Here is a 22,380-nt window from a genome sequence, read left to right on the forward strand (position 1 = left end):
GCCCACATCACAGCGTCCCCGCCTGGTGGCGTCGTACCTGCGCCCAGGCAATGAAGATGGCAATGGCTACGAGCGTGATGCCAATGCCCATGCGCACAGCGGAACCACTTGAAAGGTGGCCGTTCGCCTGGTTGATGGCGTCAGACACCTGCGGCAAGACGTCCGCAATCTGGGCGATGCCCATCCCGCCGGTAGCCGTAGCACCGATGGTCTCGCGGGTGATTGGAACCGACCCTGCCGCCCTTTTGGGTGGCTCGACGCCAGCCAGGGCCAGGCCTTTGTCGACGGTCTGGCTGTCGTACCAGGTGTTGGGTGTGGACAGAACTCCGCGACCGTTTTCGTGCCGGATAATCGCTTCAGTCACCGCCTTGATATCCCGGTAGGACTGCATATCCAGCCGATCATCGGGTGCATATCCGGTTTGCGCGGCCACCGCTCGGATGTAGGCTGCCGTGTCGTTTTCAGACTCCGGAGCCCAGCGGCCGATGATCTGGCGCACAGTGCGAAGCCCGTACTTGTCCTGGTAGGTGATCAAGGTCCTGGCCAAGGCCCGGATGCCGTAGGCCGCCGACACGAACTGACAAAACGTCTTGTCGGTGCGCCACTTCTCTGGTACCAGGCCCTGCCAGGGATCACCCCAGCGCAGGTTGCCCAGATTGTGATTACGAATTCCGCGAGGTTTTTTCATTTGATGACTCCGTGCTTGATGGAAGTCCAGGCCGCGACCACTGCCGTGATGGCAGCGGCGATCCAACCGATGGGGCGTGCGAGCTTGCCGATGCAGTGCAGGACCTTGAATGCACCGTTCAGGCTCTGGAAGACGTCCACGATGCCAGCGGTGTCGGTTTCGATCTTCTTGACCACCGCGCACAATTCCTGGATCTGCTCGGTGTGCAGACGCTGTTGCGCGAGGATCGAGTCGATCTCGTCCTTGTAGGTATGATTCATAGTGATGAGTTAGCCAGTATTGATGCCGACCTTGGCAAGGATGTCGGTGTAGACACGGCCTGCCTCATCGTTCAGGACAGCCTGGATGTCGTAATATTTGTTGTCGTAGACGATGCGCATGGCGGCTGTGATACCAGGGAGATAGCGGATGCGCACGCTGGCGTTGATGACCGATACTTCGATGTTGGATTTCACGGCGGTCATCCCGGAGAGCAAGCGAATCGATGCCCAGACGGTGTGAATAGTCGTCCATTGACCGGGGATAGGTTCGCCATACTCGTCAAGACCGCCTTGTTTCTCCTGGATCTCGATGCGTCGATTGAGCTGTCCGGCCTTCATGGAAGTGCCCGTCGATAAGGGGCGATGAGCCGGTCAAAGGCAGGATTTTCGACCAATGCGCGCTCGGTGAAGGCTTCGGTGTTAGCGATCATGTCACCTACGAGCAGATACATGGCGGCCTTCAATGCCTCTGGAGTAATGGTGGCTGTCGTTTGCAGAGTCATTGGGTAGATGCCCTCGCCGCTGGTGATTACGGCCGGTAATAGCGGCAAAGGCTCGGTGCGACCTGCATTAGGCGTCCACTCATAAGTGGCCGAGGCAAGCGCAAGCCCCGTTTGCCGCTCCACGATCTCGCGTGCAGCGACGATCATGGCGGGCAGTACGGTGTCAAAACCAGTATCGCCCAAGCGCAAGATGACCTTCACATCATCGACCGTGACGGGTTCCTCTGTGGCGGCGACAGTCACACGTAACATGGGCTTGCTCTCCTACGAAGTTTGTTGCTCCGTGGGTTTTTGCTCCCGAATGGCAGCGATGGCGTTCGGGTGGGAGTCAACGAATCCGGCTTGCTCGGCCGCCATGGCCTCAGGTGCGGGAAGTTCAATCACATCGTCGTGCTTGCCATAGATGCAGTCCATGCGAACGGCGCAGACGACGGTTTCATCCTTGGTGGGTTTGCTCATAGCGTGTGTTCTGTATAGAGGGAAGAAATAGGGAAGGGGGGTGGTGACTGGCCAGGCTACTCAGGCGCAGTCACCGGGGGGATCACTGAGTGATTTGGGTGATCAGGACGCCGCGCCGTGCTTGAAGGTCTTGACAGCGCCGCCCACATCGACGAGGTTGCCGCCCGCGCGCATCCAGGCGAGAAACCCGACCTGGCCCTTCTTGGTGTAGGCCGAGTCGGTGAACCGGAAAAGGGTGACGGCCAGGACGTCTCGGATCTTGTAGTAGCTGAAGTCGCCAAAGGCGAGCGACACCGCCGAGGCCGCAGGGCTTGCGATACTCTGGTTGACGGTGATCGTGCGGTTAAGCAGCCGATCCGGGGCGCCCCCCGGGTTGCCCTGTTCGTAGCCAGGGGCAAAGATGGGGCGACCATCGGTGTCCTTGACCTTGCGGATGAGTTTGAGCATATCGTCGTGCATCATCCAGGAGGCTGCCGCCCGGTAGGCTGGATCCACTGAATGCTCAAGATCGACGAGGTCGTCGTAGGTGATTTTCGCCGTGGCGGACACCGCACCGGTCACCCCCACCGAGGCGGCGGTGATGAGCCCGTTCGGTTGACTCGAACCGGTGCCGACGGTGAAGTGCTTGTTGGTGATGCGCCCCAGACGCTTTTGCAGGCGGTCCCGCACGAAGCCTTCAATGTCGGCGCTCGAGTCCTGCAGCAGTTCCCAGGGGACTGTGACGACTTTGGAACTGTATTTGTAGACGGGCAGCGATTTCACCCCAAAGGAAATATCGGCATCGGTGGCAGCGGTGTTCTCGCCCACGAGTTCGCCTTCTTCGCTCGTGCCGTCCGAGGTCGGGAAGTTCATCGCCTCGCCCGTTGTGGTGCGGATCACATCGGCCACAGCACGCATGCCGCCGTAGGCCTTCAAGGCATCCAGAATGGTGGTGGCCACCGTCGTGGGCACGGTGTAGCCGCCTTCGGAGTCGGTGGTGGTCGACATGGTGTTGCGCACCGCTCGCCATTCGTCGGGGGAGAGAGCGTTGTCGCCGCCCCGGCACCATTTATCGAATAGGGCCACGGCCTCGTCCTTGGTGCCTGTCGGGGCCGTATCACGCACGGCAGTGCGTACATGTTCCTCGGCGGTGAGATCCATGAGCTTTTGGTGACGAGCAATGGCCTCGTCGATGCGCTCGATCTCGGCCACGCGCTCGTCGTACTGCTTCTGGTGGTCGTTGGTCCAGGCGGCGCCGGGATGTTGGTCGAGGAGGTTGCGGGTTTCTTTGGCGAGGGCGGTGCGCCGTTCGCGTTCGGCTTGCAGATGGAACATGGTGGGAATCCTTCAAGTAGAAAAAGAAAAACCCGCCAGGAGGCGGGCCAAAGGAGGGAAACAGCAGGAGAGGGCAGGGAGAAATCAGACCTATGCGGGCAGCCGCTCGAAGAGGGCGAATCGCCGCTCGATGGCCGCCCGATGGGCGAGAAGGGCCGCATCCGGGCTTGGGCCTGCCGCAGGCGGTTCGGTCGGCGCGTGGCGGTAGGCCGACAGGTTCCAGGCGCGAGCCTCACGTTTGCCCACGACCTGATCGACCTGATCGACAAAGCCCGCGTCGAGCGCCTGCTCGGCGGTAAACCAGGTCTCGGCATCCATCCAGGCGGTGATCTCATCAACGGGCCTGCCGGTGCGGCGGGCATAGTCGGTGGCCAGCCCCGCGTCGATTTTCTCCAGCAGCGCGGCGGCGTCCATGAAATCGTCCCGATTGCCCATGGCGACCGTCCAGGCGTTGTGGATCATGAATCCCGCGCCTTGGCTCATGCGCACCTCGTCGCAGGCCATGCACAGGCCGGTGGCGGCCGAGGCGGCCAGGCCATCGACGTGGGCGACGATGCGCGCCGGGTGCTGGGCAATCGCTGTCATCATGGCGCGTGCGGCAAAGACATCGCCCCCGGGCGAGTCGATGCGAAGGTGAATGACGTCGGCCGTGGTGGCCGCCAGCGTCTTGGCAAAGTCCGTTTCGTCGATATCGCCCCAAAAGCCCCCGATGACGCCATGCAGGTAAATAGTCGGTTCCGGGTCGTTCGCCTGCAGGCGTAGGGGTTTCGAGTGCGCTGCGTTATCGCGCGCCAGCTGCAGCAGATTGGGGATTCTCATTGGTATCCTTCTCGGGTGATTGGAGGTTGTCGGTTTGAGTGCTGTCGCGGTTGGTGGGAACGGGTACGGCTGGCTGATAGAGCGTGTCGCCGCCTTCGATGGGCGGCAGGTTTTTAAGGCGCCTTACCTCGTTGACGGTCATCCAACCCTGGGCGCCGGGGCCACCGAGCGCTTTGCCAAAATAGGTGGCCTGGGCCTGACTGTCGCCCGCCATAAAGCCATCGACGTTGTGTTCAACGAATAGTGCAGGGGTGCGAAAGAGCTTCCTGTTCAGTTCATCCTTGATGCGTTTCAGATGTGAGCCCAGGGTGTTGCGCACAAAGCCGATGTACATCTGCTCGATGCCCGAGCCCCAGCTGGTGGATTTCGTCGTCTCACCGATCATGTGGGGCGGTACGCCAAAGGCGCGGGCAATATCGATCACCTGCCACTGACGCGATTCGAGCAGTTGCTGGTCGACCGCCGACATGGTCAGCTCCTTGACATCGAGCCCCTCGGTGAGAATGAGCGGGATCTTGGTGTTGGCCGTCGGTCCGCTGTATTTAGCGACCCATGCGGCGCGAAAATCCTCCTGCTGATCCAGGCTCATGCGGCCAGCGGCCTGGATGGCCACCTCGGGCTTGCCGCCACTATTGAAGAAGCGCCCCGCGTGATCGTCGCCCTGAATGGCGATGCCGATCCCGTTGCGAGCCCCCCATTGGATGACTGACATGGACTGCGCCCCGTTAAAGCCAAAGCCAGGCAAGTGCAGCACATCATCCTGGTCTGCCGTGAAGTAACCCTCATCGGCATAGAAGGTGTATTGCAGCCGGTGGATGCTGCGCGGCGAGGTCTCGCGCTGGCAGGCGATATCGACCCGGTCGCGTGGCCAGGGGATGAGCGCGCGCATGGCGCCGTCTCGCCCTCGGTCGATATAGGCCAGGCCGTCGCCTCGCAACAGCATCTGGGTGACGAGAAACTCCCAGCCGGCGGTGGCCGCCCAGGTGGGGCAAAACTGTTCGTTCAGCACCCACCAGTAGGGGTGATCGATGCGGGTGCGCGCCTGGCCGTCTCGCCGGTACACGGGAAGCGGCAGTTGTGCGACGGATCCAGCAATGAGACTCACGCAGGCAAAGACCGCCGAGACGCGCATGGAGGTGGTGGCGTTGACCACGGCGCCTGCCGAGGTCGTTGGGTCGCCAAAGATCTCGAACATCCGGATCGCATCGGACGATGGCACGGGGCAGGCCACGGCATTGGCGATGATCCCAAGGGTGGGTTCAACTCGGACGCTCGAAGGCGTTTCGGTCGGGGTGGGGCTTGCGCCCCAGAAGTCAAAGAGTTTGAACATCAGTTGATCACCACAAATCCCTGTTCAATGACTCCCGCTTCACCAGCATCGAGCATCAGGCGGTTCAAGGCCATGAGACAGGCGACCACGCCATCGATCTTGTTCTCGGGGCGTTCCTTGCGCGGGTAGATGTTGTCCTTGGCGTCGCGGTGGCAGACGACGTTGCTGACCATCCAGGTGAGCACCGGATCGCCATCGAAGGCGAGCTTGCCCTGCAGCACGAGCGCTTCGAGCTGCTTCATGGGCTCGGAGAAATTCAGCACCGTGGGGCGCACCTCGATCATGGGCAGGCCTTCGGCGAGCATCCGGGTGGAGAATTGGGTGGCCTGGAAGGGATCGAAGGCCACGGCCTTGATCTCAAAGCGGGCACTCCAGTCCAGAAGCTCGGCCTCGATCTGGCCGAAATCGGTCACGTTGCCGGGGGTGGCCGTCAGGCGCCCCGCATTCATCCAGCCTTGGTACTGGCTATTGGCCGCCGAGAACACCGTGTCCTCGGGTAGGAAGTGGCGCACAAACACCACCACTTTGCCGTCCTGCTCAAAGGCGATGGCCATTGAGGCGATATCGACCTTGCTCGCGAGGTCGATCCCGATCCAGCAGGGTTTGCCCTCGAACGCATCCAGCGAGAGGCCGGGATCGGTGCACCGCTCCCAGGCTCGGATATCCATCCAGGCGGTATCTACGCTTACCCAATCGTTGCAGTGCTTGGTTCTAAAGTTATTCGTGGCCGATGGCAACTGCAACGCCTTGGCCTGCAGCGGCAAGATGACTTCGGGGCGCACCGAGATGCCCCAGTTGGGGTTGGCTTTGATGAGCGACTCTTCAGCGCCCCAGTCGTCGCCATCGTCCAGACCGTAGATGATGCCAAACTGGCTGTCGTCCTCGATCACGCGCGAGAGCACCTTGGTGACAAACGTGCGCACCTCAAAGCAAATACCTGCGCGATCCGACCCGGCGGTGGTGATGACCCACAGCAGCGAATTGTCGCGTTTGCCGGTGCCGGTTTCTACCACATCGTAGACGGTGCGCGTCTTGTGGGCGTGCAGCTCATCGATGCAGCCAAAGTGGATGTTTAGGCCGTCTAACGTGGAGCCTTCGGCAGATAAGGCCTCAAATTTGCTGGCCGAGGCCAGTACGTGGATGTTGTGGGCCCCTACCGTCACACCGTAGCGTGCCCGAAAGCCCGCGGACTTGCGGGCCATCGCCTGCGCGTCCCCAAAGACGATCCTGGCCTGATCCCGGGTGGTGGCCAGCGAATAGCATTCAGCGCCGCCTTCGCCGTCTGCGGTGAGCATATACAGGCCGACTGCCGAAGACAGCGTGGACTTGGCGTTACCCCGGGGCACCTCGATGTAGACCCGACGAAACCGGCGGTGGCCCGCCTTGTCGACCCAGCCAAAGATGGTGGTGAGCACAAAGACCTGCCAGGGCTCCAGGCGGATGTGGGTGCCAGCGAGCGGCCCCTTGATGTGGGGAAGCAGTTCCACGAAGGCGCATAGATTGTCGGCGGGGCGGTACCTGCGGCCAGCGCTGTCGGTCAGCATTGGGTTAAACCGGTAGGCAGCGGCCTTGCCTTTGAAGCGCTCCAGATCAGCGAGGTGCCTTGCGCAGGCCTTTTTGACCCATTGGCAGGCGGCAATCTCCCCCGCAACCACGGACTGAGCGTAGCGGTGGGCGATTTCGGTATATTTGGGCACGGACGGACAGCTGCCGGTAACTGGCAGGCTTTAAAGGAGAGAGCGGTGGCTTTCAGTGACTTGGAGTTGCAGCGCATCAAGCGCGTGGTGGGTGACTTTGTGGAGAAGCGCAGGCCTAGGCCCGAAATTCGGGACCAGTTGGATATCGTCTATGCGGTCGAAGGTCAGTCCGTACTGATCCAGGAGGACCGAGTTCTGTACGATGGTTCCAGGATGCTTGAGCCGGTCGCCAAAACCACGTGGTGAAAACGCAGCGCGTGTGGAAGATTTACTGGATGCGTGCTGACCTCAAATGGCATGGCTACGAGCCACTGCCTCCGGTGCGCACGCTGGAGGAATTCGTGGCTGAGGTCGATGCCGATCCGTGCTGCTGCTTTTGGGGATAACTGTGCATCGTCTTGGCCCTATTCACTCCAATTTACGACACAAATAGAAAATTTATGATATAAAAAGATTCTTTTGGCTCATGCGTCAGACGGGATCAAAAGCTTCACTACGAAAATTCGACCCCATGGATGCATGAGCGTAATCATCTAAACTTTTGTCGGTGGAAACATGTTTAGAAAGGCAGTGCTTGCGATTTTTGTGGCGTCGATCCTCGGCGGGTGTGCTTCTGTGCCAATGGAGTCAAAAGAAGCATCTGCTCAGGCCAAGAGGTTTGAGGTGCCCGCCGACGGGAATGCCGGACTGTACGTTTATCGAGATTCTATTGTTGGCCAGGCGCTGAAAAAAGACATATGGGTTAATGATGACTGCCTTGGTGAATCGGCGTCAGGTGTTTTCTTTTATCGACAGTTACCCGGTGACGAAAAATATACGATTTCTACTGAGTCAGAGTTCTCGCCAAATAGCCTTAGCCTGCTTCTGGAGCGAGGAAAAAACTATTTCGTGCGGCAATACATTAAGCTCGGTGTTTTTGTCGGCGGCGCGGATTTGGAGGTCGTAGAGCCAGAAAAAGCAAAGACAAACATCTCTAAACTCGAGTTAGCGAAAAGTGGTACATGTAGTGGCCCCTTAAAAGATCCAGCAGATTCGAACGCTTCTGACAGCAAGAAACCAGCTTAATTAGCCCCCGGCAATCGCCCCCCACGGGTCGTCGACTTTTTTTCCTTCGCGTTTGACGACCACGCGGGAGCGTGACGCCGGGGTGAAACCCATCTCGGCAGCCGCCTTCATCATGATCTGCGCTTGCTTGTTCACAATGGCCAGATAGGGCGATTGCATCGGCACGCCGGTATTGGGCGCCTTGATGAGCATCCCCGTGCGCGCGAGCTTGTCGCTGGCCTCCTGGTACAGATCGAAGGCGACGACCCAGACGGCGAATACCGAACCATCCACATCTTTCAGAAGGCCGGGCGGTGAGAGTTCAATCACCTCGCGCCAGGTATCTTTCTGGCGATCTGTCATCCATTCTGGCGGATCAATCAGCTCGCCTCGAGGCTGTGGCTCATGGGCGTTCAAGGGGCGCTTGCCGGGGTTGCCAGCGATAATCTTCAGGGCGGTGGGTGTGGGTTTTCTTCCTCGCATTTTGATAGTCAGGGGCTATAGCCCCCGGTGGTTTAATTCGCGGCCGCAAAAATTTGATTGGGCGCGCGGATCGTGGCGCATGGGAGCCAGAGATCTGACTCCCCCCACGGGATAAAAACATCACCGGCCGGGGCGGCGTGTGGGGTTACCGAAGCCGCCGTCCTCGCGCGCCGTCTTGGCTGCGTGGCAGCTGATGCATAGCGGCTGCAGATTACTTGGGCTGTTGTCCGTCGCGTTGCCATTGACGTGGTCGACCACGCTTGCCGCGCGCAAGCGTCCTGCTTGTGTGCACTGTCGACACAGTGGCTCGTCTTGCAGCACACGCTCGCGTAGCGCACGCCAGCGCGCATCATTGGTCGCCAAGGCTCGGGTCTTCTGCCTTGCCCTTGCTCGGACCGCGCTGTCCCACTGTCGGCTGTCCTTTTGGTGCACTGCGCAGTAGCCACCGCACGCACGCAGTCGTGGACAACCCGGGTGTTGGCAAGGCTGTGGTGCGGCACGGGGCAATTGAAACTCTCTGAAAAACAATCGGAATCGGCTTGGGTTCTCAATCAAAAGAAGCGTTCATACAGGTGTCGCAACGCACACCATCAAGGAGCACAAGCCATGACGACCACCACCCGCAACCAAGAGCACGCCCTCGACACCTTTGTGGTGTTGGCCACCGAGATCCAGGCCAAGCTCGCCCGCCTGCAGGCAGCCGCCGACGATCACTTTGGGCTGGCGCCCGAGGACATGTGCTGGGGCAACGTCGGGGATCTCACGCAGTACCTGGAGGTTTTGACCAACCTGAGCGACCGTGTGTTCAACGAAGGCGAATGACTATCGACATCCGCCTGGCCACACGGCCAGGCCAATCCACAGGAGTACGACCATGACTCAATTCACGCCCACTCAGCAGACCATCGTCGAACACGCCATTACCCGCACCGATGGTCGGATCCAGTGGTTTCCAGAAAACATCAAGGGCGGTGCGCGCCGGAAGGTGCTGCAAAGCCTCGTCGCCAAAGGCGCGATCACGCAGATCGATGGCGTGTGGCACGTTGCCGTAGCTGCAGACGGTGCCGAGCCCGCCCCACAAGCCGTTGGTGGGAGCCCACAGGGATTCCGAGCAGGCAGCAAACAGGCGTTGGTGGTCAGCCTGTTGCAGCGCCCCGAGGGTGCGACCATCGCACAGATCATGGGGGCGACCAGTTGGCAGGCGCACACGGTTCGCGGGACGCTGGCAGGAACCTTCAAGCGCAAAGGGCTGGCCATCACGTCGGACAAGTTGCCTGGACAAGATCGGATCTATCGCAGCGTCTGATTAAGTTTGAGCTGCAGCATTGACCAAGCTGTTGAACATCACCCCATCGGCCTCGCGAGAGGCTGTCTGCCCTGTGAACGCTTGCCAGCGACGCACGATCACATCGACGTACTTCGGGTCGAGCTCGATGAGCCGTGCCGCGCGCACGGATTTCTCACAGGCAATCAGCGTCGATCCCGAGCCCCCGAAGGGATCGAGCACCACGTCGCGGGTCTTGCTGCTGTTGCGCACAGCGCGTTCCACCAGTTCCACCGGCTTCATCGTCGGGTGCAGGTCGTTTTTGGCGGGTTTTTTGATCTGCCACACATCACCCTGGTCGCGCGCTCCGCACCAGAAGTGATCGGTGCCGTCCTTCCAGCCGTAGAGGATTGGCTCGTACTGACGCTGGTAGTCGGCGCGACCGAGCGTGAAGGTGTTCTTGGCCCAGATGATGAAGGTCGACCACTTGCCACCTGCCGCGCGAAAGGCCGACTGCAGGGTGTCCAGTTCGGACGAGGACATGGCGATGTACGCCGCGCCTTTGGTGACAGCCAGCAGGTGGGTGCAGGCGGCTGTGAGGAACCCCTGGAAATCGTCGCCCAGGTTGTCATTCAGAATCGGACGGTTCTTGCCACGCAGCTTGTCCTTGGCGGAATTGGCGTAGTTGACGTTGTACGGCGGGTCGGTGAAGGCCATGTCGGCAAGCTCGCCGCCCAGCAACCGTGCGTAGTCCTCTGCATTGGTCGCATCGCCGCACAGCACGCGGTGGTTGCCCAGAAGCCAGATGTCGCCAGGCTGCGTGACCGTGTCCTCAGCTACCTCCGGCACCGCATCGTCGTCTGTGAGGCCCTGTTTATCGTCATCACCACCGTCCAGTAGCCGGTCGATCTCGTCGTTGGCAAAGCCCAGCAGTTCCAGATCCAGATCAAGGAGCTTGAGATCCGCCAGTTCCAGACGCAGCAGTTCCTCGTCCCAGCCCGCGTTCTGAGCAAGCCGATTGTCGGCCAGGATATAGGCGCGGCGCTGGGAGTCGGTCAGGTGCGAGAGTTCTATCACCGGCACCTCGTCCATGTCGAGCTTGCGGGCGGCGAGCACACGGCCGTGGCCCGCGATGATGCCGTAGCGGCTGTCAACGAGCACAGGATTGTTGAATCCAAACTCCCGAATGCTCGCTGCGATCTGAGCGACCTGAGCGTCACTGTGCGTGCGGGCGTTGCGGGCATACGGAATCAAGGACTCTGTGCGGCGGTATTCGATTTGCAAGTCGGCCATGGCGAATAGGCGATAAAAAACCCGCCACGGATTGAGTCCGAAGCGGGTTCATCAAAGTGGGCTTCTGGGTGCGGCGACGCGGTTTCCTTGTCATCCGCACTTCTGTCCAGAAGATAGCTGAAATTCTACGCAAAAACGCCGAAAGTGTTTCACCTGCCTCTGACCTCGGAAGTACCCGGTTTCCCTCATTCGTGGCGGTGAGTACGGCGATTCACGCGCAATGCCGATTTTGTTCATTCAGATAATTCACGACAATTCCCAGAGCGGCATGCTGACGTCGCCATGCCGTGGTGCGCGACAGCCCCGTCTTGCGACACACCACGGGCCATGGGGTGCCTGCGGCACGCAGCCAGACGAGGTGCCTGGCAGAAGGGTCGAGCCACAGCATCCAGCGCATGACTTCCAGCATCCGGTCAACGGCCTCAGGTGAGGGCGGGAAGTGCTGTTCTGGTGGATCATCGGCCGCCATCGTCTCCCAGGCTTCGCGCAAGATGGTTGGCCAGGCATTGAAGTGGCCCTGGACGCGCACGGCAGGCAGTCGCCTGGCGGTGGCAGAGGCCTGCTCCAGGCGCGATGCCACCTGTTCTACGGTCCATTGGCAGGCCACATCACACCCCCTGCGTGGCTAGTGCCCAGTGCAAGATCGCCAGGGCGTCGGCCTCGTTGTCGTCGGCTGGGTCAAAGCCCCAGGACTGCGTGGCGGCAATGACCGCTTCTTTTCCCGCGTTGCCTTTTCCCGTGGCGTGCTTTTTGATCGTGCCCACTGGTACGCCCTGGTAGGCGATGTTCTGGCCCTCGCACCATGCGCTCAGGTGAGCAAGGAACCCACCATAGGCGTGGGCGGCATCGACCCCAGCGTGGCGCCTGACCTCTTCGAAGTAGACGGCGTGGATGCTGCCCGCTGTCTGTCGTAGATCTGAGAGCCAGCGGCGAAAGCGCAGGTAGCGCATCCCGCCGCCTTCAAAACGCTGAGGACGGAAGGATTCGGTGCCGCTGGTCGTGGTGCCATCGACCAGGCGCAGTGCCCAGCCGGTTGTCGTGCCCAGGTCCAGGGCGAGAACTGTTGTGATCATTGTCAATTCCTGTTCAATTTCAGTTTTGGTGACAGGTTTGACAGGTCTACCGGTTAACTCCCTTACGTGCGTGTGCGCACGCAGGCGTAGCGGGTTAACCAGTGAATCTGTCCCATCTGTCACCACAGCGCATTTCAGTTGTCGTGATAGGGGCTGTAGCCGGAGTAGGGTTTGGGCTGTAGGGCGATGCCAGCAAGCGCACGGACGCCACCGTGCAGACGGCATTTTTCGAACTTGCGCGTGGTCATTTCTTCGGAAAATCGCTTCACCGACCCCACATACTCCCCGGCACGTTCAGCCCATTCGCGCCAATCGGCAAAGAGATCAGAGATCGCCTCGCGGTGGGTTTTGCCGGTAAAGCAGCGCTCCTCAATCCACTGGCCCATGGCATCCTCGGCGTCGAAGTATTCTTCGGTGGCCTGGACGACAACCGCTGGGGGCTTTAATCCCTCACGCTGCCAAGCCAGGCATCCGGCCAGAGCCCATGAAAGAATGCCGTCGCGCTCGGACAAGAGCTTTTCGGTGAGCTGTTCGTCGCGTTTGGCAGATGGCACCGTGACCGTAAACGGGATCAGGTGCAGGCGTCGCTTCATAGCCTCATCGACGTTGCGAATAGAGGGCTTGTGGTTGCCTGCAATCACAAGCTTGAACTGCGGGGTGTACTCGAAAAAATCCTGACGCATGAAGCGTGCAGAAATTTTGTCGCCACCGGTGATCGCCTTGACCTTGGACTCGTTCCAGCGGCGTCCCTGCTCGGTTTCGATCGAAGAGACCATCCGGGCACCACGAAGCCCAGCAAGATCGGTGGGGTGCCGGTCGCCCCGGACATCCATGAAGGTATCCATTGCGGCGTTAGCGGCATAATCACCGAGGATGGTGGTAATTACGTTCGCGAACACTGACTTGCCGTTTGCCCCAGTGCCGTAGAGAAAGAACAGGGCGTGAGCCGCAGTCGAACCCGTCAGACAGTAGCCGATCACGCGTTGCAGATAGGCTTGTAGATCCTTGTCGCCACCGGTGACGTCGTCCAGAAACGACAGCCACAGCGTGGGTTTGCCTTTGGGCGTAGCGGTAGTGATCTTGGTCATGCGCTCGGCCCGGTCGTGCGTTCGGAGGTGGCCTGTGCGCAGGTTCACCACGCCGCCTGGCGTATTGAGCAACCACACGTCGGCATCCCACTCATCGGTGGTGGCCGCGTGCCTGCGATCAGTCCTTGCGAGGTGCTCGACGCCGCCCACAGTGCTGCTGGCAGCAAGTTTTGCGGCCAGGCGGTGTGATGAGGCCGATGTGGCAGCATCGCGACAGATGGCCCGAATCAGGTGCCTGACCAGAAGCGTGTCATCAGTCTGCCAGCGACGCGAGTCCCACACGAGCCACTTGCCCCAACCGGCTACGTAGCACCAGTCCTCGGCGTAGGTTTCCGTGAAGGCCAAGGCGAGCGCATCATCGGTGGCCCAGACGCTCGTCTGCTGGGTAGGGGCCGAGGTCGTGGGTTTGACGTTCATGCGTGGACCGTGGGCGATGAAGTCAGCCACACCAAAGCCTTCGGCCAGCGCATCGGCTGCGTCCCACCCTTCGAGCTTGTCATCTGGTGGTAGCAGCACGTCGCACGAGACCGCCCCGGCAGCGAGTGCCGCCTGGGCAGCGGCTGTGGCGTACTCCCATCCCGGTTTATCCCGATCGGGCCAGATGACGACATCCTTGCCTGCCAGCGGACTCCAGTCGGTTTTCTCGATAGGTGCCTTGGCCCCGTTCATGGCTGTGGTGGCCACAAGACCTGTGTCGATTAAGGCTTGAGCACACTTTTCGCCTTCGACCAGAATGACGTCATCTGCTGCCACCATACCCGGTTGGTTGTACAGGGGCCGGGGCTCGGGTGGTGCCATCTTGCGGCGCACTGCGTCCCAAGGCCGAAACTCCTTCCTGCGGCCAGGCGGGTCATAGCGGTAGACCACGGCAATGAGCCTGCCCTCGGCGTCCTGGTAGTCCCACTTGGTCGTCACTGGCCCCAAGTCGTCTGTGGGTGGCTCGCGTCTGGCAGGTGCAGCAGGCATCGCCGGAGCGTGGCCCGCCAGATCAGCTGCGTGGCTTAGGACCGCCCCAAAGTCGGTGCTGGCGTTGATCCCGGCGTACATGGCGATGAGGTTGAAGATGTCGCCCCCGTCGCCTGTGGCGCGATCTGTCCATAGGCCTGCTTTTTCGCCCACGAGCACGACCTCGAGGCTCTCGCCGGGTGCTCCGTAGATGTCGCCCACGTAGAACTTACCGTGTCGTACCTTTCCCGCAGGGAACATCGTGGTGAGCACCGATTCGAGGCGACCGAGCAGGGTCTGGTGAATTGCAACGCGATCCAAGGGTGCTATTGCCTGCGGCAGGACGGCATCATTGAAGTCCAGCATCATCACCCTCCGCGAGGTTGTTGTCGGTGCCACCTTGCTGGTTGGCCATCCAGGCTTGCAGCTCATGCAGTTTGAAACGCAGGAGTTTGCCCACCCGGTAGTGCGGGATGCCACGCGCGCGGCGCTCTTTGGTGTGGGTGAGCCAATGCAGCGGTAGATTCAGGCAGTGAGAGGCCTTCTGGGAGTCGATGAGCCGTTCGTTTAGTATTGAGTGAGTCAGAGGGGTATTGGTCATGGCTTGCTCCAGCACCGGTCCTGCCAAGGGCACATCCGGCACTCAAAGTGGGTGGGATCGTGAAAGGCGCGCGGCAACTGCTCACCGACTTCGGTGGCGGTGATGACTTTCACTGCGCGGTCTGACATACGCTGGGCGAGCGCTGCATCAAAGGGCACCGCCTCGGTGTAGATCTCCATCGTGTCGGCATTAATCGCCGTGAAGATGGCCGGGTTTTTGTGCAGGCGCAGGTAGGCCTGGTAGACGGCGACCTGGGCGGCGTAGACGGGCTTTGAGATCGCCAGGCCTTTTTTGACGAGGTCGGTCCAAGACTTGCTGCCTAACGCTTTGTTCTCCCACAGCGCCGGGTAGGCAAAGCCCTCGGGGCCGTCGACGAGCACACCATCGCAATGCCCGCGCAACTTGCCGCCCGCCACAGCAAAGCCGAATTGCTGGCCGTCCTTGCCTTCGGTGCGCAGAATGAAGCCAGCCGCTCGCAGCCAGCGGATCATCATGTCCTCCATGACGTGGCCGCGCTCAAAGATGCGTAGGATGCGCCCAGTAAAGTCGCGACCGTGATCGACGGGTGCCTTGGCGTACTCGTACTGCAGGGCGCGTTCGCAGGCCACCCCCAGGCGCGAGGCCCCGAGGTACTGGCGCGGTGTGGTTGCATCGCGTTCAGCCACCAAGGCATCGTCCACCAGGGCCTGGAGGCGATCCGAGAGCGTGGCAGATGAATTGAAATCCATCATTTGACAGACTCCTCCCAGGGCAGATCGTCAGTCATCCCGGCAAAGGGGTTTTCGTCCAGTGGGTCAGCAGCAGGTGCCACCCCTCGGACGGGCGGGTACTTGGCTTGCTCATGGTGTGCAGTCATGGCCTGCGTCCAGCCTCCGACGATGGCCTCGATCACCTGAAGCGCTTCGGCTTCGCTGTACTCACCCAGGGGCTTTTTGAAGCCAATGGCTTCTGCCGCCTGCCCGAAGGCCTTCAGGCATTGGTGCATGGCATCACGTTCAATTTCAGTGATGTTTTCCATCTTGATCTCCCTGAGATTTGCCAAGCCGTCCTGCACCCTCAGCCAGTTGCCGTAGAACCCATGAAAGATGTTCTGACAGCGTTTTGAGCAGAACACCCAATTGGCGGGATAGCGCCTGGGCTCGCCTGGCGCAAACCTGCCATCCGTGTGACCGTAGCCACGTGTAGATCGTGAGCAGATCCAGCATTTCACGCGTCCCCCTCGTCCCAGTCGTCTAACAAGCCCAGCTGCAAAGCAGCACCAGCAAAGGCTGCCTCACAGCGGCGCTTGAAGTCGGGGTAGCTCATCGAGCTGCGCGCAATCGCCGTGACCGCGTGAATCTGTGATTCCAAATGGGCGAGTCCTTGTTCAGTCAGCCACTGGTGGTGCTTTTGTGAGATGCCCTTGCGATTGCGGATCTCGCCCAGCAAGTCCTCTGGCAGCACCGGCCCGTAGACCCAGCGCAGCGTGATCTGACCGACGACATGCGGAGGGTTCTGGTCGTGGCCCCGGTACTTCCAGCCGAACAACCGATAGATAGCGCGGTAGTAGTCCGGGTGAAAGCGTCGCTCCCACGAGGCGCAGGACTGCCGTAGCAGTTTGGAGATCAGCTCCTGCAGCGCATCGGGTGCGCGGTGGTGCTGGTAGCCAGTGGCCTCGTCGATCAGCGCGACCTCGCCAGTAGTGGCAAGAGCGTGCATGATCGTCAGGCAGTTACCGACGATGCCTTGGCGTGCGCGGTGCAGCGTGCCTGCAATGGCTGCATCCACCACGGAGGTGGCCACGTCCGCGATGATGCCTGCAGGAAAGAATTGGGTCTGGCGTCCCGATGGCAGCAAAATCGGCCCAGATGATTTCTCCAATAGAGACAATGAGTTAGGCGCAATATCAGCCAGAAAACGGACGAAACGGCCACCCTTGTGCGATTTGTGGAAACCGAGGAGCTTGGCCAGTTCCTTGCGGACGTAGCCGCGCTCTCCGGTGGTGAGAACGACCGCCTCGCAGTCAAGATCGCCGAAATGCACGACACCGTAGTGGCTGGCTGTGGGCATGGATGCGTTCATGGCGACCTCCCTTACTGCGCCCACGACGGTTTGCCCGTCACGGGTGCACGTTGCGGATCCGGCGCCTGGTACGCGGGTGCTACCTGCGCTGGTGCACCGGAAGTGCCGCCGCCTGAAGCCTTGGTCGGCACACCCATGAGCTTGGCGTATTGTGGGTGATCGGGTTCGATGGCCACGTGGATCACGTTGCGGTCGTCGCCCCGGCCGTCCTTTTCGATATCGATGCGGGCGAGAAACTCGATGCCGTCCAGATCGGCAAAGCCTTGGATGCGTCGCGCGGCGGCTGCCTGTGGGCTGTTGTCCTTGGGGTGGACATTGCGTGCGGAGTTCAGCACGGCGCGGATATACGAGCGCCCCATCTGGCCCCAAGTCGGGCCTTTGCGAGAGTGCAACCCGATCAACGACCAGACCTTGCGCTTGGCGTATTCCCCTGACAGGACAACGTACTCGCAGGACAAATATACGGATCCCGTCTCGAACGATTCGCTGGCGTAGCCCCCTGTCCAGCCTTGTGCTGGGTCGTCGTAGCCACCGGGACGGATGGTCATGCGCACCGGCACGATGGTGCCTTTGGGGATGAGGTCAAAGGATCCGGATTGGCTCTCAGCGTCGTTAAAGTCGTTCCAGCTGGCGTTGTTGTTGTTCGTCATGGTGGATTACTCCTGATGTTCTGTGGATTTGGTGGGCACAGCGGTGCCGGTGCATTTGGTGATCAAGGCACCGAGGTTGGGCGGTTCGAGCACATCTAGACGACCCGAGCGGTCCTTGGCGGGTAGCCCAAAGGGGTTGATCGTCTGGCAGACAAACGCGCGGTAGGACGAGCCATCCTCGGCCTTGATCTCAGAGAGCGTCACGACTTCATCGACAATTCCGGGAAGCTCTGAAGCCGTTTTGCTACCCTCGATCTGCGGCACGAAGATGCGCCGATTGAAGTCGTCGACCTTTTCGTCGAGGATGGCGACGAAAATGACGTTCTTGCCCCGGGCGTGCTGCAGGTGGGTCAGCGCGGTCACCATTTCCTGGCCCAGGAGGCCGTAGGCCCCCCTGCTATCAGGCTTACCGGTGCGCTCTGAAAAGGCCTGTGGTTGGGCCTTGGCCCAGACCATGGCCAGACGCGAGAGCACGGTCAGGCTATCGACAAAATAGGTGTCGTATTTGGCAAGCTGCGATGGATCACCAAATCGTTCGCACACCGCCTGGTAGTGCGCCTCGGAGAAGGCCGAGTCTGGCGGCAATGCCCGATTGGGCCCTGCCAGAAACACCGTGAGGTCGCGAAATTCCGGCCAGGTGGCAGGGCGCACGCAGTCGCCGCGCCAGTCCTTGACCGCCAGGTCGCCCGCTTCGAGGTCTACGAACAGAGTGCTAGCCTCCGGTAGGGTCTTGAGCAGTGTGGTCTTGCCGATCCCAGGTTTGCCAAACAGTGCGATCTTCGCACCCGAGTGCTCTGCGATGCGCTGGTCGGCGGAAATGATAGGAAGTGCCATCACGCCACCTCCGCGGCCACACGTCGCATCGTTGACAGATCCAAGCCGGTATCGGCCTCGACCACCGCAAGGGTATTGATCATGCTTTCAGCCGGTGATAGGCCGCTAAGACGTCCAAGATCGCTATATGTTTTGAGGGCCTTCTGAACGATTGAAATTGGCGACGGTCTGCGTATGGCTTTCAACGATGTAGTCAATTCGTTGATCAGATGGTCGACAAATTCGTGAGAGGCACGATATTGAGCGCCATAATCTGGTGGTGCAACGAGATCCAGGTGCTGCTTTTCGACGGCGACGCTGATTGCTTCTTTGGAAGCCATGATCACTTCGCCATGACGAGTTGCATCGACTGTGCACAGTGTTTGCTGTTCGACTGCGTGGTAGTTGAAATGAGGGCGGGAGATCCAGCAATGGGAGGCCGAGCGGCCGTACCGTGCCATCTCGGAGCTGTACGTGCTCAGTCGCTGCCCGATATTTTGAGTGCAGCCCAGCTTGCAGATCCGTCCTGAGAAGGAAATGATATAAACGTACCCAAGATGACCGGCAACAGGAATACTGCGGCCATAGTTCCGTGCGTCTTCAAATGAGCCTTTGAATAGCCAGATGTTCGAGTTATTCATTGTGCGGTCTCCTTGTCTGCGATAGTCAAGGTGAAGGTGGGCTTGCCAGCTTCGACGGTTCGGGCGGGGGCGAACTGCTCACGCAGCGCTGGGGGCCAGGCGGTATAGCGAGACTCGGAAACAGAGAGCTTGACGTCGATGAAATCGGCGACGTTGTCCCCAGTGGCCGTGATGCGTCGCGCGATTTCAGCCAGTTTTTCCTGATCCCAGCGCACGCGCTTAGGCAATTCGGCCTTGATGGCCACGCAGCCGTCTGTGATGTGGGCGGTGCCGAAGTCCCGGCCCGTGGCGGCAAGGGCGGCTTGGGCTTGCTCGCCGTAGCGTTTGATCAAAGCTGTGTCGATCTGGGCCTTGGCCTTTTTCAGCATGGCGATCTCGTAATCCACGCCGATCACCAGTTCCTGCAGGCGGGTGGCGTCCAGGCGCGTGAGATCGGTCTTGAGCAGCCGGATCAGCTCGGTGGGGAGAATAGTGATGTCGTGCATGTCGATCCCCCTTAGCCCACGCGCTCGGAGGTCGAGCGGTGCAAGACGCGCTGCTCGAATTCCACAATGGTTTCGATGGGGTAGGAAACGCGGCGAGAGAGCTTCAGATACCGAGGGCCGATGCCTTCGCCGCGCCAGCGCTGCAGAGTCTTGGGGCTCACGCCCCAGCGCTGTGCGAGTTCGTTTTCGTTCAGAACCCGGCGGTCGCCAGGTGAGAGGTGGGCCGTGTCGGCCTGTGGCGTATTGCCGTCAAAAGAGGGGGTTGGGTAAACCATTTATGACTCCCATTCAGTCGTTGAGGAATGGGTGTCATTTCAAATTTTTGGCGGGGAAATCACGATGGACGCAGCGGGGAAAACCCGCGAAACTTCATTTTCCCCGCCATGTCTGTGGGCGCCCCCGAGCGTGCCAAGGCGATGCGTGTCGAGCCTATCCTGACGAGTTGCTCAGATCTGCCAGGAGTTCCCGTTGCGCCTGCCAATCTCGTGGCCATTCGAAGTCTGCGCGGCCTCGTAGAGCGTGTAGATTCAGATACCGAGGCTGTTCACCCGCGATGATCGTCTCGATGATGTCCGGTGCCAGCAGCGTCATGCGCAGTATCTCAGCGACCCACCCTGGCTCCATGCCCTGAGATCGGGCAAGGTCTGCGATGGTGCTGTATTTGCCACTGTCGAGCTGCTTAAGCCAATAAAAGGCTTTGCCCAGTGTCTTGATCATGGGAGCATCCAGGCCACCCGCAGCCAGCGCGGAGCCTGATTCTGACGGCGGGATGAGTACCTTGCGGTTTTGGCGGCGACGGATCGTGAGGGGTACTGCCGTGACGCGATGGTGGTCTTGCGTATAGTGACGGGCGGTACCGGCTGGTTCGATGCGCACGAGTTGTCGGCGTAGGTTCGTGCTCATGCTGGCGCCCCTTTCTGCATTTCAGTGACCAGTGGGTGGTCGGTGACCTCGCGAGTAAAGCCTGCCCAGGCATCCTCGCGCCAGTGGATGTCAAGCCCCTGCTCGTGGATCTGTACTCGGGCGATCAGGAGCCTCACGATGCGTTGCTGCTCAATGGGGAAAAGCTGCTCCCACACTCGCCCGATGTTTTGCATGGCGAGCACCACCTGGGCTTCATCAACGGCATGGTCAGTCTGGTTTTGTGCCGATTGCCAAACGGCTACCAGCGTCTCGGGATTTTGCAATGCGAGGTGAATCTGTTCGAGCACTGCGGCCTCAAGGTCTGCCGCTGGCAGCAAACCCGGATTGAAAGTGCCGGGTTTGACAGTTGCCCCCGAATAGCGCTTTTTGTACTGGTAGGGCTGATAGTAACGGTATCGACGACCATCCTTTTTGCGCGTGAAGGTGTGCATCATCCGTTGACCATCGTCAGCAAAGAGCAGACCCGCCAGCAGTGCCGGGTGCTCGCTGTGTTGATCACGAGGCCCTGTCTTACGCTGATCAATCATGCTGTGAACCGTATCCCATACCTCCTGGGAGATGATGGCTTCATGTTGGCCTGGGTAGGCCTTGCCTTTGTGTGTGATGTCCCCCAGGTACACGCGGTTACGGATCATTTTGTAGAGATATTGCTGGTCAATCGGTCGACCAGGCCGGTGTCGCCCCTCTTGCGTGGTCCACGCCTTGGTGGTGTGGCCCTCGATGGCGAGTTCCCGTACCAGACGTGCGGCGGAGCCGTGCTCGGCATAACGACGAAAGATGTCGCGCACCAGGTCGGCCTCACGGTCATTAATCATCAGTTTGCGCTCGATGACGTCATAGCCCAGAGGCGGCATACCACCCATCCACATGCCCTTGGCCTTGCTGGCAGCGATCTTGTCGCGGATGCGTTCACCGGTGACTTCGCGCTCGAACTGCGCAAAGGAAAGCAGAATGTTCAAGGTCAGTCGGCCCATGGATGTGGTGGTGTTGAACTGCTGCGTGACCGACACGAAGGACACGCCCTCGCGGTCAAAAACATCTACGAGCCGTGCGAAGTCCGAGAGGCTGCGGGTCAACCGGTCGATCTTGTAGACCACGATGATATCGATTTGCCCCGTCTCTACCAGACGCATCAGACGCTGTAAGCCTGGACGCTCCATGTTGCCGCCTGAGTAGCCGCCGTCGTCAAAGGTGTCGTCGACGGCTACCCACCCTTCGTGGCGCTGACTGGCAATGAAGGCCAGACCCGCGTCGCGCTGGGCTTCCAAGCTGTTGTACTCCTGGTCCAGGCCTTCGTCGGTGGATTTGCGTGTGTACACAGCGCAGCGTTTTTTTGTGATCGTGGCGGCAGTGTTCATCATGTTGCCCCCTTGGTGTGGCCCGAAGCTTTCAGGCCGAAGAAGGCGGGCCCTGACCAGTTGGTGCCGGTGATGGCTCGAGCGACCGCCGAGAGGCTCTTAAAGCGCTGACCGTGATATTCGAAGCTGCGAACGCCGCAGATCGTCACGCGGTGTTCCACATCATCGTAGATGCGGGTGAGAACGGTCCCAGGGAGCAACTGGTTGGCATCACGTTGCAGGCGGCTTGGCAGGATGCCCGTCTCGCCAATCTTTTCGAGCTTGCGTCGGGTGGCGGGTTTCAAACCTCCGAAGGTCTGTTCCTGGATTTTGTAGGCCAGACGGGATTCCAACCATAATCGGTGGTGATGGCCGGGACGATCCCTGAAATGCTCATCCCATAGCGCCCACAAGGCGTCCATGCTGAGATTGGGAAGGGCTGCAATGCGAGATGTAATCGATGCCTGCTGGCGGGCTTGTGCCTGTGTCGTCATGGCTGAACTCCGTTCTCTGTGTCGGGGTTCGTAGTAACGCTCTGTGGTGGGCACAAGCCAAGGTCAAACTTGTCTATGCTGCCGGAATTCGGCAGCGGATGCATGGAGAGCAGC

Annotated in this window: 32 protein-coding genes; 5 read left to right on the forward strand and 27 right to left on the reverse strand. The window is 60.3% G+C overall.

All coding sequences use genetic code 11. The features are described from left to right. Nucleotides 1-7 precede the first annotated feature (7 nt). The 9 genes from ACK5JE_RS08020 to ACK5JE_RS08060 all read right to left on the reverse strand — a co-directional run bounded on the left by ACK5JE_RS08020 (nucleotide 8) and on the right by ACK5JE_RS08060 (nucleotide 7,070). Nucleotides 8-688: a hypothetical protein gene (locus ACK5JE_RS08020; protein WP_416801172.1), complete on the reverse strand. Its 681-nt coding sequence runs from the start codon at nucleotides 686-688 to the stop codon at nucleotides 8-10. Beyond that, nucleotides 685-948 carry a hypothetical protein gene (locus ACK5JE_RS08025; protein WP_416801173.1) on the reverse strand — a complete coding sequence of 88 codons (264 nt, stop codon included), beginning with the start codon at nucleotides 946-948 and terminating at the stop codon, nucleotides 685-687. The genes ACK5JE_RS08020 and ACK5JE_RS08025 overlap by 4 nt, the downstream gene beginning before the upstream one ends. A gap of 9 nt (nucleotides 949-957) precedes the next feature. Continuing rightward, nucleotides 958-1,287: a phage head closure protein gene (locus tag ACK5JE_RS08030; RefSeq protein ID WP_416801174.1), complete on the reverse strand. Its 330-nt coding sequence runs from the start codon at nucleotides 1,285-1,287 to the stop codon at nucleotides 958-960. Further along, complete coding sequence (locus ACK5JE_RS08035; RefSeq protein WP_416801175.1) at nucleotides 1,284-1,703, reverse strand: head-tail connector protein; 420 nt, start codon at nucleotides 1,701-1,703, stop codon at nucleotides 1,284-1,286. Before ACK5JE_RS08035 ends, ACK5JE_RS08030 begins: the two co-directional genes overlap by 4 nt. A 12-nt stretch (nucleotides 1,704-1,715) precedes the next feature. Continuing rightward, nucleotides 1,716-1,910, reverse strand: coding sequence for a hypothetical protein (locus ACK5JE_RS08040; protein ID WP_416801176.1), 195 nt, complete (start codon nucleotides 1,908-1,910; stop codon nucleotides 1,716-1,718). 102 nt (nucleotides 1,911-2,012) lie between these two features. Continuing rightward, nucleotides 2,013-3,224 (reverse strand): phage major capsid protein, encoded by a 1,212-nt coding sequence (locus ACK5JE_RS08045; protein WP_416801177.1) that lies wholly within the window; start codon nucleotides 3,222-3,224, stop codon nucleotides 2,013-2,015. Nucleotides 3,225-3,314: 90 nt separating this feature from the next. Further along, entirely contained in the window at nucleotides 3,315-4,043 is a 729-nt protein-coding gene (locus ACK5JE_RS08050; protein ID WP_416801178.1) for a head maturation protease, ClpP-related, read from the reverse strand. Continuing rightward, complete coding sequence (locus tag ACK5JE_RS08055) at nucleotides 4,006-5,373, reverse strand: phage portal protein (protein WP_416801179.1); 1,368 nt, start codon at nucleotides 5,371-5,373, stop codon at nucleotides 4,006-4,008. Before ACK5JE_RS08055 ends, ACK5JE_RS08050 begins: the two co-directional genes overlap by 38 nt. After that, entirely contained in the window at nucleotides 5,373-7,070 is a 1,698-nt protein-coding gene (locus ACK5JE_RS08060) for a terminase large subunit (protein ID WP_416801180.1), read from the reverse strand. Before ACK5JE_RS08060 ends, ACK5JE_RS08055 begins: the two co-directional genes overlap by 1 nt. A 45-nt stretch (nucleotides 7,071-7,115) precedes the next feature. Between ACK5JE_RS08060 and ACK5JE_RS08065 the strand changes: the two genes are divergently transcribed. The 3 genes from ACK5JE_RS08065 (at nucleotide 7,116) to ACK5JE_RS08075 (ending at nucleotide 8,135) form a co-directional block, all read left to right on the forward strand. Further along, the gene (locus ACK5JE_RS08065; RefSeq protein WP_416801181.1) at nucleotides 7,116-7,316 is read left to right on the forward strand and encodes a hypothetical protein; all 201 of its coding nucleotides are present in this window, start codon (nucleotides 7,116-7,118) and stop codon (nucleotides 7,314-7,316) included. A gap of 29 nt (nucleotides 7,317-7,345) precedes the next feature. Next, nucleotides 7,346-7,456: a DUF3024 domain-containing protein gene (locus tag ACK5JE_RS08070; protein ID WP_416801182.1), complete on the forward strand. Its 111-nt coding sequence runs from the start codon at nucleotides 7,346-7,348 to the stop codon at nucleotides 7,454-7,456. 169 nt (nucleotides 7,457-7,625) lie between these two features. Beyond that, nucleotides 7,626-8,135, forward strand: a complete 510-nt coding sequence (locus ACK5JE_RS08075) for a DUF2846 domain-containing protein (RefSeq protein WP_416801183.1) — start codon at nucleotides 7,626-7,628, stop codon at nucleotides 8,133-8,135. Here the strand turns inward: ACK5JE_RS08075 and ACK5JE_RS08080 are convergent, their stop codons facing one another. Next, nucleotides 8,136-8,597 carry a phage terminase small subunit P27 family gene (locus ACK5JE_RS08080; protein ID WP_416801184.1) on the reverse strand — a complete coding sequence of 154 codons (462 nt, stop codon included), beginning with the start codon at nucleotides 8,595-8,597 and terminating at the stop codon, nucleotides 8,136-8,138. A 120-nt stretch (nucleotides 8,598-8,717) separates the two neighbouring features. Then, nucleotides 8,718-9,029: an HNH endonuclease gene (locus ACK5JE_RS08085; RefSeq protein WP_416801185.1), complete on the reverse strand. Its 312-nt coding sequence runs from the start codon at nucleotides 9,027-9,029 to the stop codon at nucleotides 8,718-8,720. A gap of 174 nt (nucleotides 9,030-9,203) precedes the next feature. Here ACK5JE_RS08085 and ACK5JE_RS08090 point away from each other — a divergent pair, with 174 nt between their 5' ends. Then, entirely contained in the window at nucleotides 9,204-9,419 is a 216-nt protein-coding gene (locus ACK5JE_RS08090) for a hypothetical protein (RefSeq protein WP_416801186.1), read from the forward strand. Nucleotides 9,420-9,471: 52 nt separating this feature from the next. After that, nucleotides 9,472-9,903 (forward strand): DUF3489 domain-containing protein, encoded by a 432-nt coding sequence (locus tag ACK5JE_RS08095; protein WP_416801187.1) that lies wholly within the window; start codon nucleotides 9,472-9,474, stop codon nucleotides 9,901-9,903. On the opposite strand, the gene ACK5JE_RS08100 is transcribed toward ACK5JE_RS08095, so the two are convergent. From ACK5JE_RS08100 to ACK5JE_RS08175, 16 genes are all read right to left on the reverse strand, one after another. Further along, nucleotides 9,904-11,154: a site-specific DNA-methyltransferase gene (locus ACK5JE_RS08100; protein ID WP_416801188.1), complete on the reverse strand. Its 1,251-nt coding sequence runs from the start codon at nucleotides 11,152-11,154 to the stop codon at nucleotides 9,904-9,906. Between the two features lie 211 nt (nucleotides 11,155-11,365). Then, nucleotides 11,366-11,734: a DUF6362 family protein gene (locus ACK5JE_RS08105; RefSeq protein ID WP_416801189.1), complete on the reverse strand. Its 369-nt coding sequence runs from the start codon at nucleotides 11,732-11,734 to the stop codon at nucleotides 11,366-11,368. A gap of 28 nt (nucleotides 11,735-11,762) precedes the next feature. Further along, nucleotides 11,763-12,227: a crossover junction endodeoxyribonuclease RuvC gene (locus tag ACK5JE_RS08110; RefSeq protein ID WP_416801190.1), complete on the reverse strand. Its 465-nt coding sequence runs from the start codon at nucleotides 12,225-12,227 to the stop codon at nucleotides 11,763-11,765. A gap of 134 nt (nucleotides 12,228-12,361) precedes the next feature. Further along, nucleotides 12,362-14,626 carry a phage/plasmid primase, P4 family gene (locus ACK5JE_RS08115; protein ID WP_416801215.1) on the reverse strand — a complete coding sequence of 755 codons (2,265 nt, stop codon included), beginning with the start codon at nucleotides 14,624-14,626 and terminating at the stop codon, nucleotides 12,362-12,364. Beyond that, entirely contained in the window at nucleotides 14,610-14,861 is a 252-nt protein-coding gene (locus tag ACK5JE_RS08120; RefSeq protein WP_416801191.1) for a DNA-binding protein, read from the reverse strand. Before ACK5JE_RS08120 ends, ACK5JE_RS08115 begins: the two co-directional genes overlap by 17 nt. Further along, on the reverse strand, nucleotides 14,858-15,592 hold the full coding sequence (locus ACK5JE_RS08125; RefSeq protein ID WP_416801192.1) for a PD-(D/E)XK nuclease family protein: 735 nt from the start codon (nucleotides 15,590-15,592) through the stop codon (nucleotides 14,858-14,860). Before ACK5JE_RS08125 ends, ACK5JE_RS08120 begins: the two co-directional genes overlap by 4 nt. Then, a complete protein-coding gene (locus ACK5JE_RS08130; RefSeq protein ID WP_416801193.1) occupies nucleotides 15,589-16,071 on the reverse strand; it encodes a DUF6511 domain-containing protein in 483 nt (160 codons plus the stop codon). Before ACK5JE_RS08130 ends, ACK5JE_RS08125 begins: the two co-directional genes overlap by 4 nt. Next, nucleotides 16,068-16,922, reverse strand: coding sequence for a P63C domain-containing protein (locus tag ACK5JE_RS08135; RefSeq protein ID WP_416801194.1), 855 nt, complete (start codon nucleotides 16,920-16,922; stop codon nucleotides 16,068-16,070). The genes ACK5JE_RS08130 and ACK5JE_RS08135 overlap by 4 nt, the downstream gene beginning before the upstream one ends. A gap of 11 nt (nucleotides 16,923-16,933) precedes the next feature. After that, a complete protein-coding gene (locus ACK5JE_RS08140; RefSeq protein WP_416801195.1) occupies nucleotides 16,934-17,572 on the reverse strand; it encodes a hypothetical protein in 639 nt (212 codons plus the stop codon). A gap of 6 nt (nucleotides 17,573-17,578) precedes the next feature. After that, nucleotides 17,579-18,406, reverse strand: coding sequence for an ATP-binding protein (locus tag ACK5JE_RS08145; RefSeq protein WP_416801196.1), 828 nt, complete (start codon nucleotides 18,404-18,406; stop codon nucleotides 17,579-17,581). After that, nucleotides 18,406-19,026 carry a GIY-YIG nuclease family protein gene (locus tag ACK5JE_RS08150; RefSeq protein ID WP_416801197.1) on the reverse strand — a complete coding sequence of 207 codons (621 nt, stop codon included), beginning with the start codon at nucleotides 19,024-19,026 and terminating at the stop codon, nucleotides 18,406-18,408. Before ACK5JE_RS08150 ends, ACK5JE_RS08145 begins: the two co-directional genes overlap by 1 nt. Next, nucleotides 19,023-19,511 carry a hypothetical protein gene (locus ACK5JE_RS08155; RefSeq protein WP_416801198.1) on the reverse strand — a complete coding sequence of 163 codons (489 nt, stop codon included), beginning with the start codon at nucleotides 19,509-19,511 and terminating at the stop codon, nucleotides 19,023-19,025. Before ACK5JE_RS08155 ends, ACK5JE_RS08150 begins: the two co-directional genes overlap by 4 nt. Before the next feature lie 11 nt (nucleotides 19,512-19,522). Then, nucleotides 19,523-19,786: a helix-turn-helix transcriptional regulator gene (locus ACK5JE_RS08160; protein WP_416801199.1), complete on the reverse strand. Its 264-nt coding sequence runs from the start codon at nucleotides 19,784-19,786 to the stop codon at nucleotides 19,523-19,525. A 154-nt stretch (nucleotides 19,787-19,940) separates the two neighbouring features. Then, complete coding sequence (locus ACK5JE_RS08165) at nucleotides 19,941-20,414, reverse strand: hypothetical protein (RefSeq protein WP_416801200.1); 474 nt, start codon at nucleotides 20,412-20,414, stop codon at nucleotides 19,941-19,943. Next, nucleotides 20,411-21,796 carry a recombinase family protein gene (locus tag ACK5JE_RS08170; RefSeq protein ID WP_416801201.1) on the reverse strand — a complete coding sequence of 462 codons (1,386 nt, stop codon included), beginning with the start codon at nucleotides 21,794-21,796 and terminating at the stop codon, nucleotides 20,411-20,413. The genes ACK5JE_RS08165 and ACK5JE_RS08170 overlap by 4 nt, the downstream gene beginning before the upstream one ends. Beyond that, nucleotides 21,793-22,266, reverse strand: a complete 474-nt coding sequence (locus ACK5JE_RS08175; RefSeq protein ID WP_416801202.1) for a DUF2924 domain-containing protein — start codon at nucleotides 22,264-22,266, stop codon at nucleotides 21,793-21,795. The genes ACK5JE_RS08170 and ACK5JE_RS08175 overlap by 4 nt, the downstream gene beginning before the upstream one ends. Between the last annotated feature and the right edge of the window lie 114 nt (nucleotides 22,267-22,380).

The sequence above is a fragment of the Castellaniella sp. genome (genome assembly GCF_047971665.1).
Lineage (GTDB): Bacteria > Pseudomonadota > Gammaproteobacteria > Burkholderiales > Burkholderiaceae_B > Castellaniella.

Bases quoted from the DNA above. Each gene is read 5' to 3' on its own strand.
- ACK5JE_RS08095 (WP_416801187.1), top strand. From the start codon at position 9,472: ATGACTCAATTCACGCCCACTCAGCAGACCATCGTCGAACACGCCATT.
- ACK5JE_RS08100 (WP_416801188.1), bottom strand. From the start codon at position 11,154: ATGGCCGACTTGCAAATCGAATACCGCCGCACAGAGTCCTTGATTCCG.
- ACK5JE_RS08135 (WP_416801194.1), bottom strand. From the start codon at position 16,922: ATGAACGCATCCATGCCCACAGCCAGCCACTACGGTGTCGTGCATTTC.
- ACK5JE_RS08155 (WP_416801198.1), bottom strand. From the start codon at position 19,511: ATGCACGACATCACTATTCTCCCCACCGAGCTGATCCGGCTGCTCAAG.
- ACK5JE_RS08045 (WP_416801177.1), bottom strand. From the start codon at position 3,224: ATGTTCCATCTGCAAGCCGAACGCGAACGGCGCACCGCCCTCGCCAAA.
- ACK5JE_RS08120 (WP_416801191.1), bottom strand. From the start codon at position 14,861: ATGACCAATACCCCTCTGACTCACTCAATACTAAACGAACGGCTCATC.
- ACK5JE_RS08090 (WP_416801186.1), top strand. From the start codon at position 9,204: ATGACGACCACCACCCGCAACCAAGAGCACGCCCTCGACACCTTTGTG.
- ACK5JE_RS08055 (WP_416801179.1), bottom strand. From the start codon at position 5,373: ATGTTCAAACTCTTTGACTTCTGGGGCGCAAGCCCCACCCCGACCGAA.
- ACK5JE_RS08025 (WP_416801173.1), bottom strand. From the start codon at position 948: ATGAATCATACCTACAAGGACGAGATCGACTCGATCCTCGCGCAACAG.
- ACK5JE_RS08020 (WP_416801172.1), bottom strand. From the start codon at position 688: ATGAAAAAACCTCGCGGAATTCGTAATCACAATCTGGGCAACCTGCGC.
- ACK5JE_RS08160 (WP_416801199.1), bottom strand. From the start codon at position 19,786: ATGGTTTACCCAACCCCCTCTTTTGACGGCAATACGCCACAGGCCGAC.
- ACK5JE_RS08140 (WP_416801195.1), bottom strand. From the start codon at position 17,572: ATGACGAACAACAACAACGCCAGCTGGAACGACTTTAACGACGCTGAG.
- ACK5JE_RS08175 (WP_416801202.1), bottom strand. From the start codon at position 22,266: ATGACGACACAGGCACAAGCCCGCCAGCAGGCATCGATTACATCTCGC.
- ACK5JE_RS08070 (WP_416801182.1), top strand. From the start codon at position 7,346: ATGCGTGCTGACCTCAAATGGCATGGCTACGAGCCACTGCCTCCGGTG.
- ACK5JE_RS08145 (WP_416801196.1), bottom strand. From the start codon at position 18,406: ATGGCACTTCCTATCATTTCCGCCGACCAGCGCATCGCAGAGCACTCG.
- ACK5JE_RS08125 (WP_416801192.1), bottom strand. From the start codon at position 15,592: ATGATGGATTTCAATTCATCTGCCACGCTCTCGGATCGCCTCCAGGCC.
- ACK5JE_RS08050 (WP_416801178.1), bottom strand. From the start codon at position 4,043: ATGAGAATCCCCAATCTGCTGCAGCTGGCGCGCGATAACGCAGCGCAC.
- ACK5JE_RS08080 (WP_416801184.1), bottom strand. From the start codon at position 8,597: ATGCGAGGAAGAAAACCCACACCCACCGCCCTGAAGATTATCGCTGGC.
- ACK5JE_RS08110 (WP_416801190.1), bottom strand. From the start codon at position 12,227: ATGATCACAACAGTTCTCGCCCTGGACCTGGGCACGACAACCGGCTGG.
- ACK5JE_RS08115 (WP_416801215.1), bottom strand. From the start codon at position 14,626: ATGCTGGACTTCAATGATGCCGTCCTGCCGCAGGCAATAGCACCCTTG.
- ACK5JE_RS08030 (WP_416801174.1), bottom strand. From the start codon at position 1,287: ATGAAGGCCGGACAGCTCAATCGACGCATCGAGATCCAGGAGAAACAA.
- ACK5JE_RS08040 (WP_416801176.1), bottom strand. From the start codon at position 1,910: ATGAGCAAACCCACCAAGGATGAAACCGTCGTCTGCGCCGTTCGCATG.
- ACK5JE_RS08075 (WP_416801183.1), top strand. From the start codon at position 7,626: ATGTTTAGAAAGGCAGTGCTTGCGATTTTTGTGGCGTCGATCCTCGGC.
- ACK5JE_RS08150 (WP_416801197.1), bottom strand. From the start codon at position 19,026: ATGAATAACTCGAACATCTGGCTATTCAAAGGCTCATTTGAAGACGCA.
- ACK5JE_RS08165 (WP_416801200.1), bottom strand. From the start codon at position 20,414: ATGAGCACGAACCTACGCCGACAACTCGTGCGCATCGAACCAGCCGGT.
- ACK5JE_RS08035 (WP_416801175.1), bottom strand. From the start codon at position 1,703: ATGTTACGTGTGACTGTCGCCGCCACAGAGGAACCCGTCACGGTCGAT.
- ACK5JE_RS08170 (WP_416801201.1), bottom strand. From the start codon at position 21,796: ATGATGAACACTGCCGCCACGATCACAAAAAAACGCTGCGCTGTGTAC.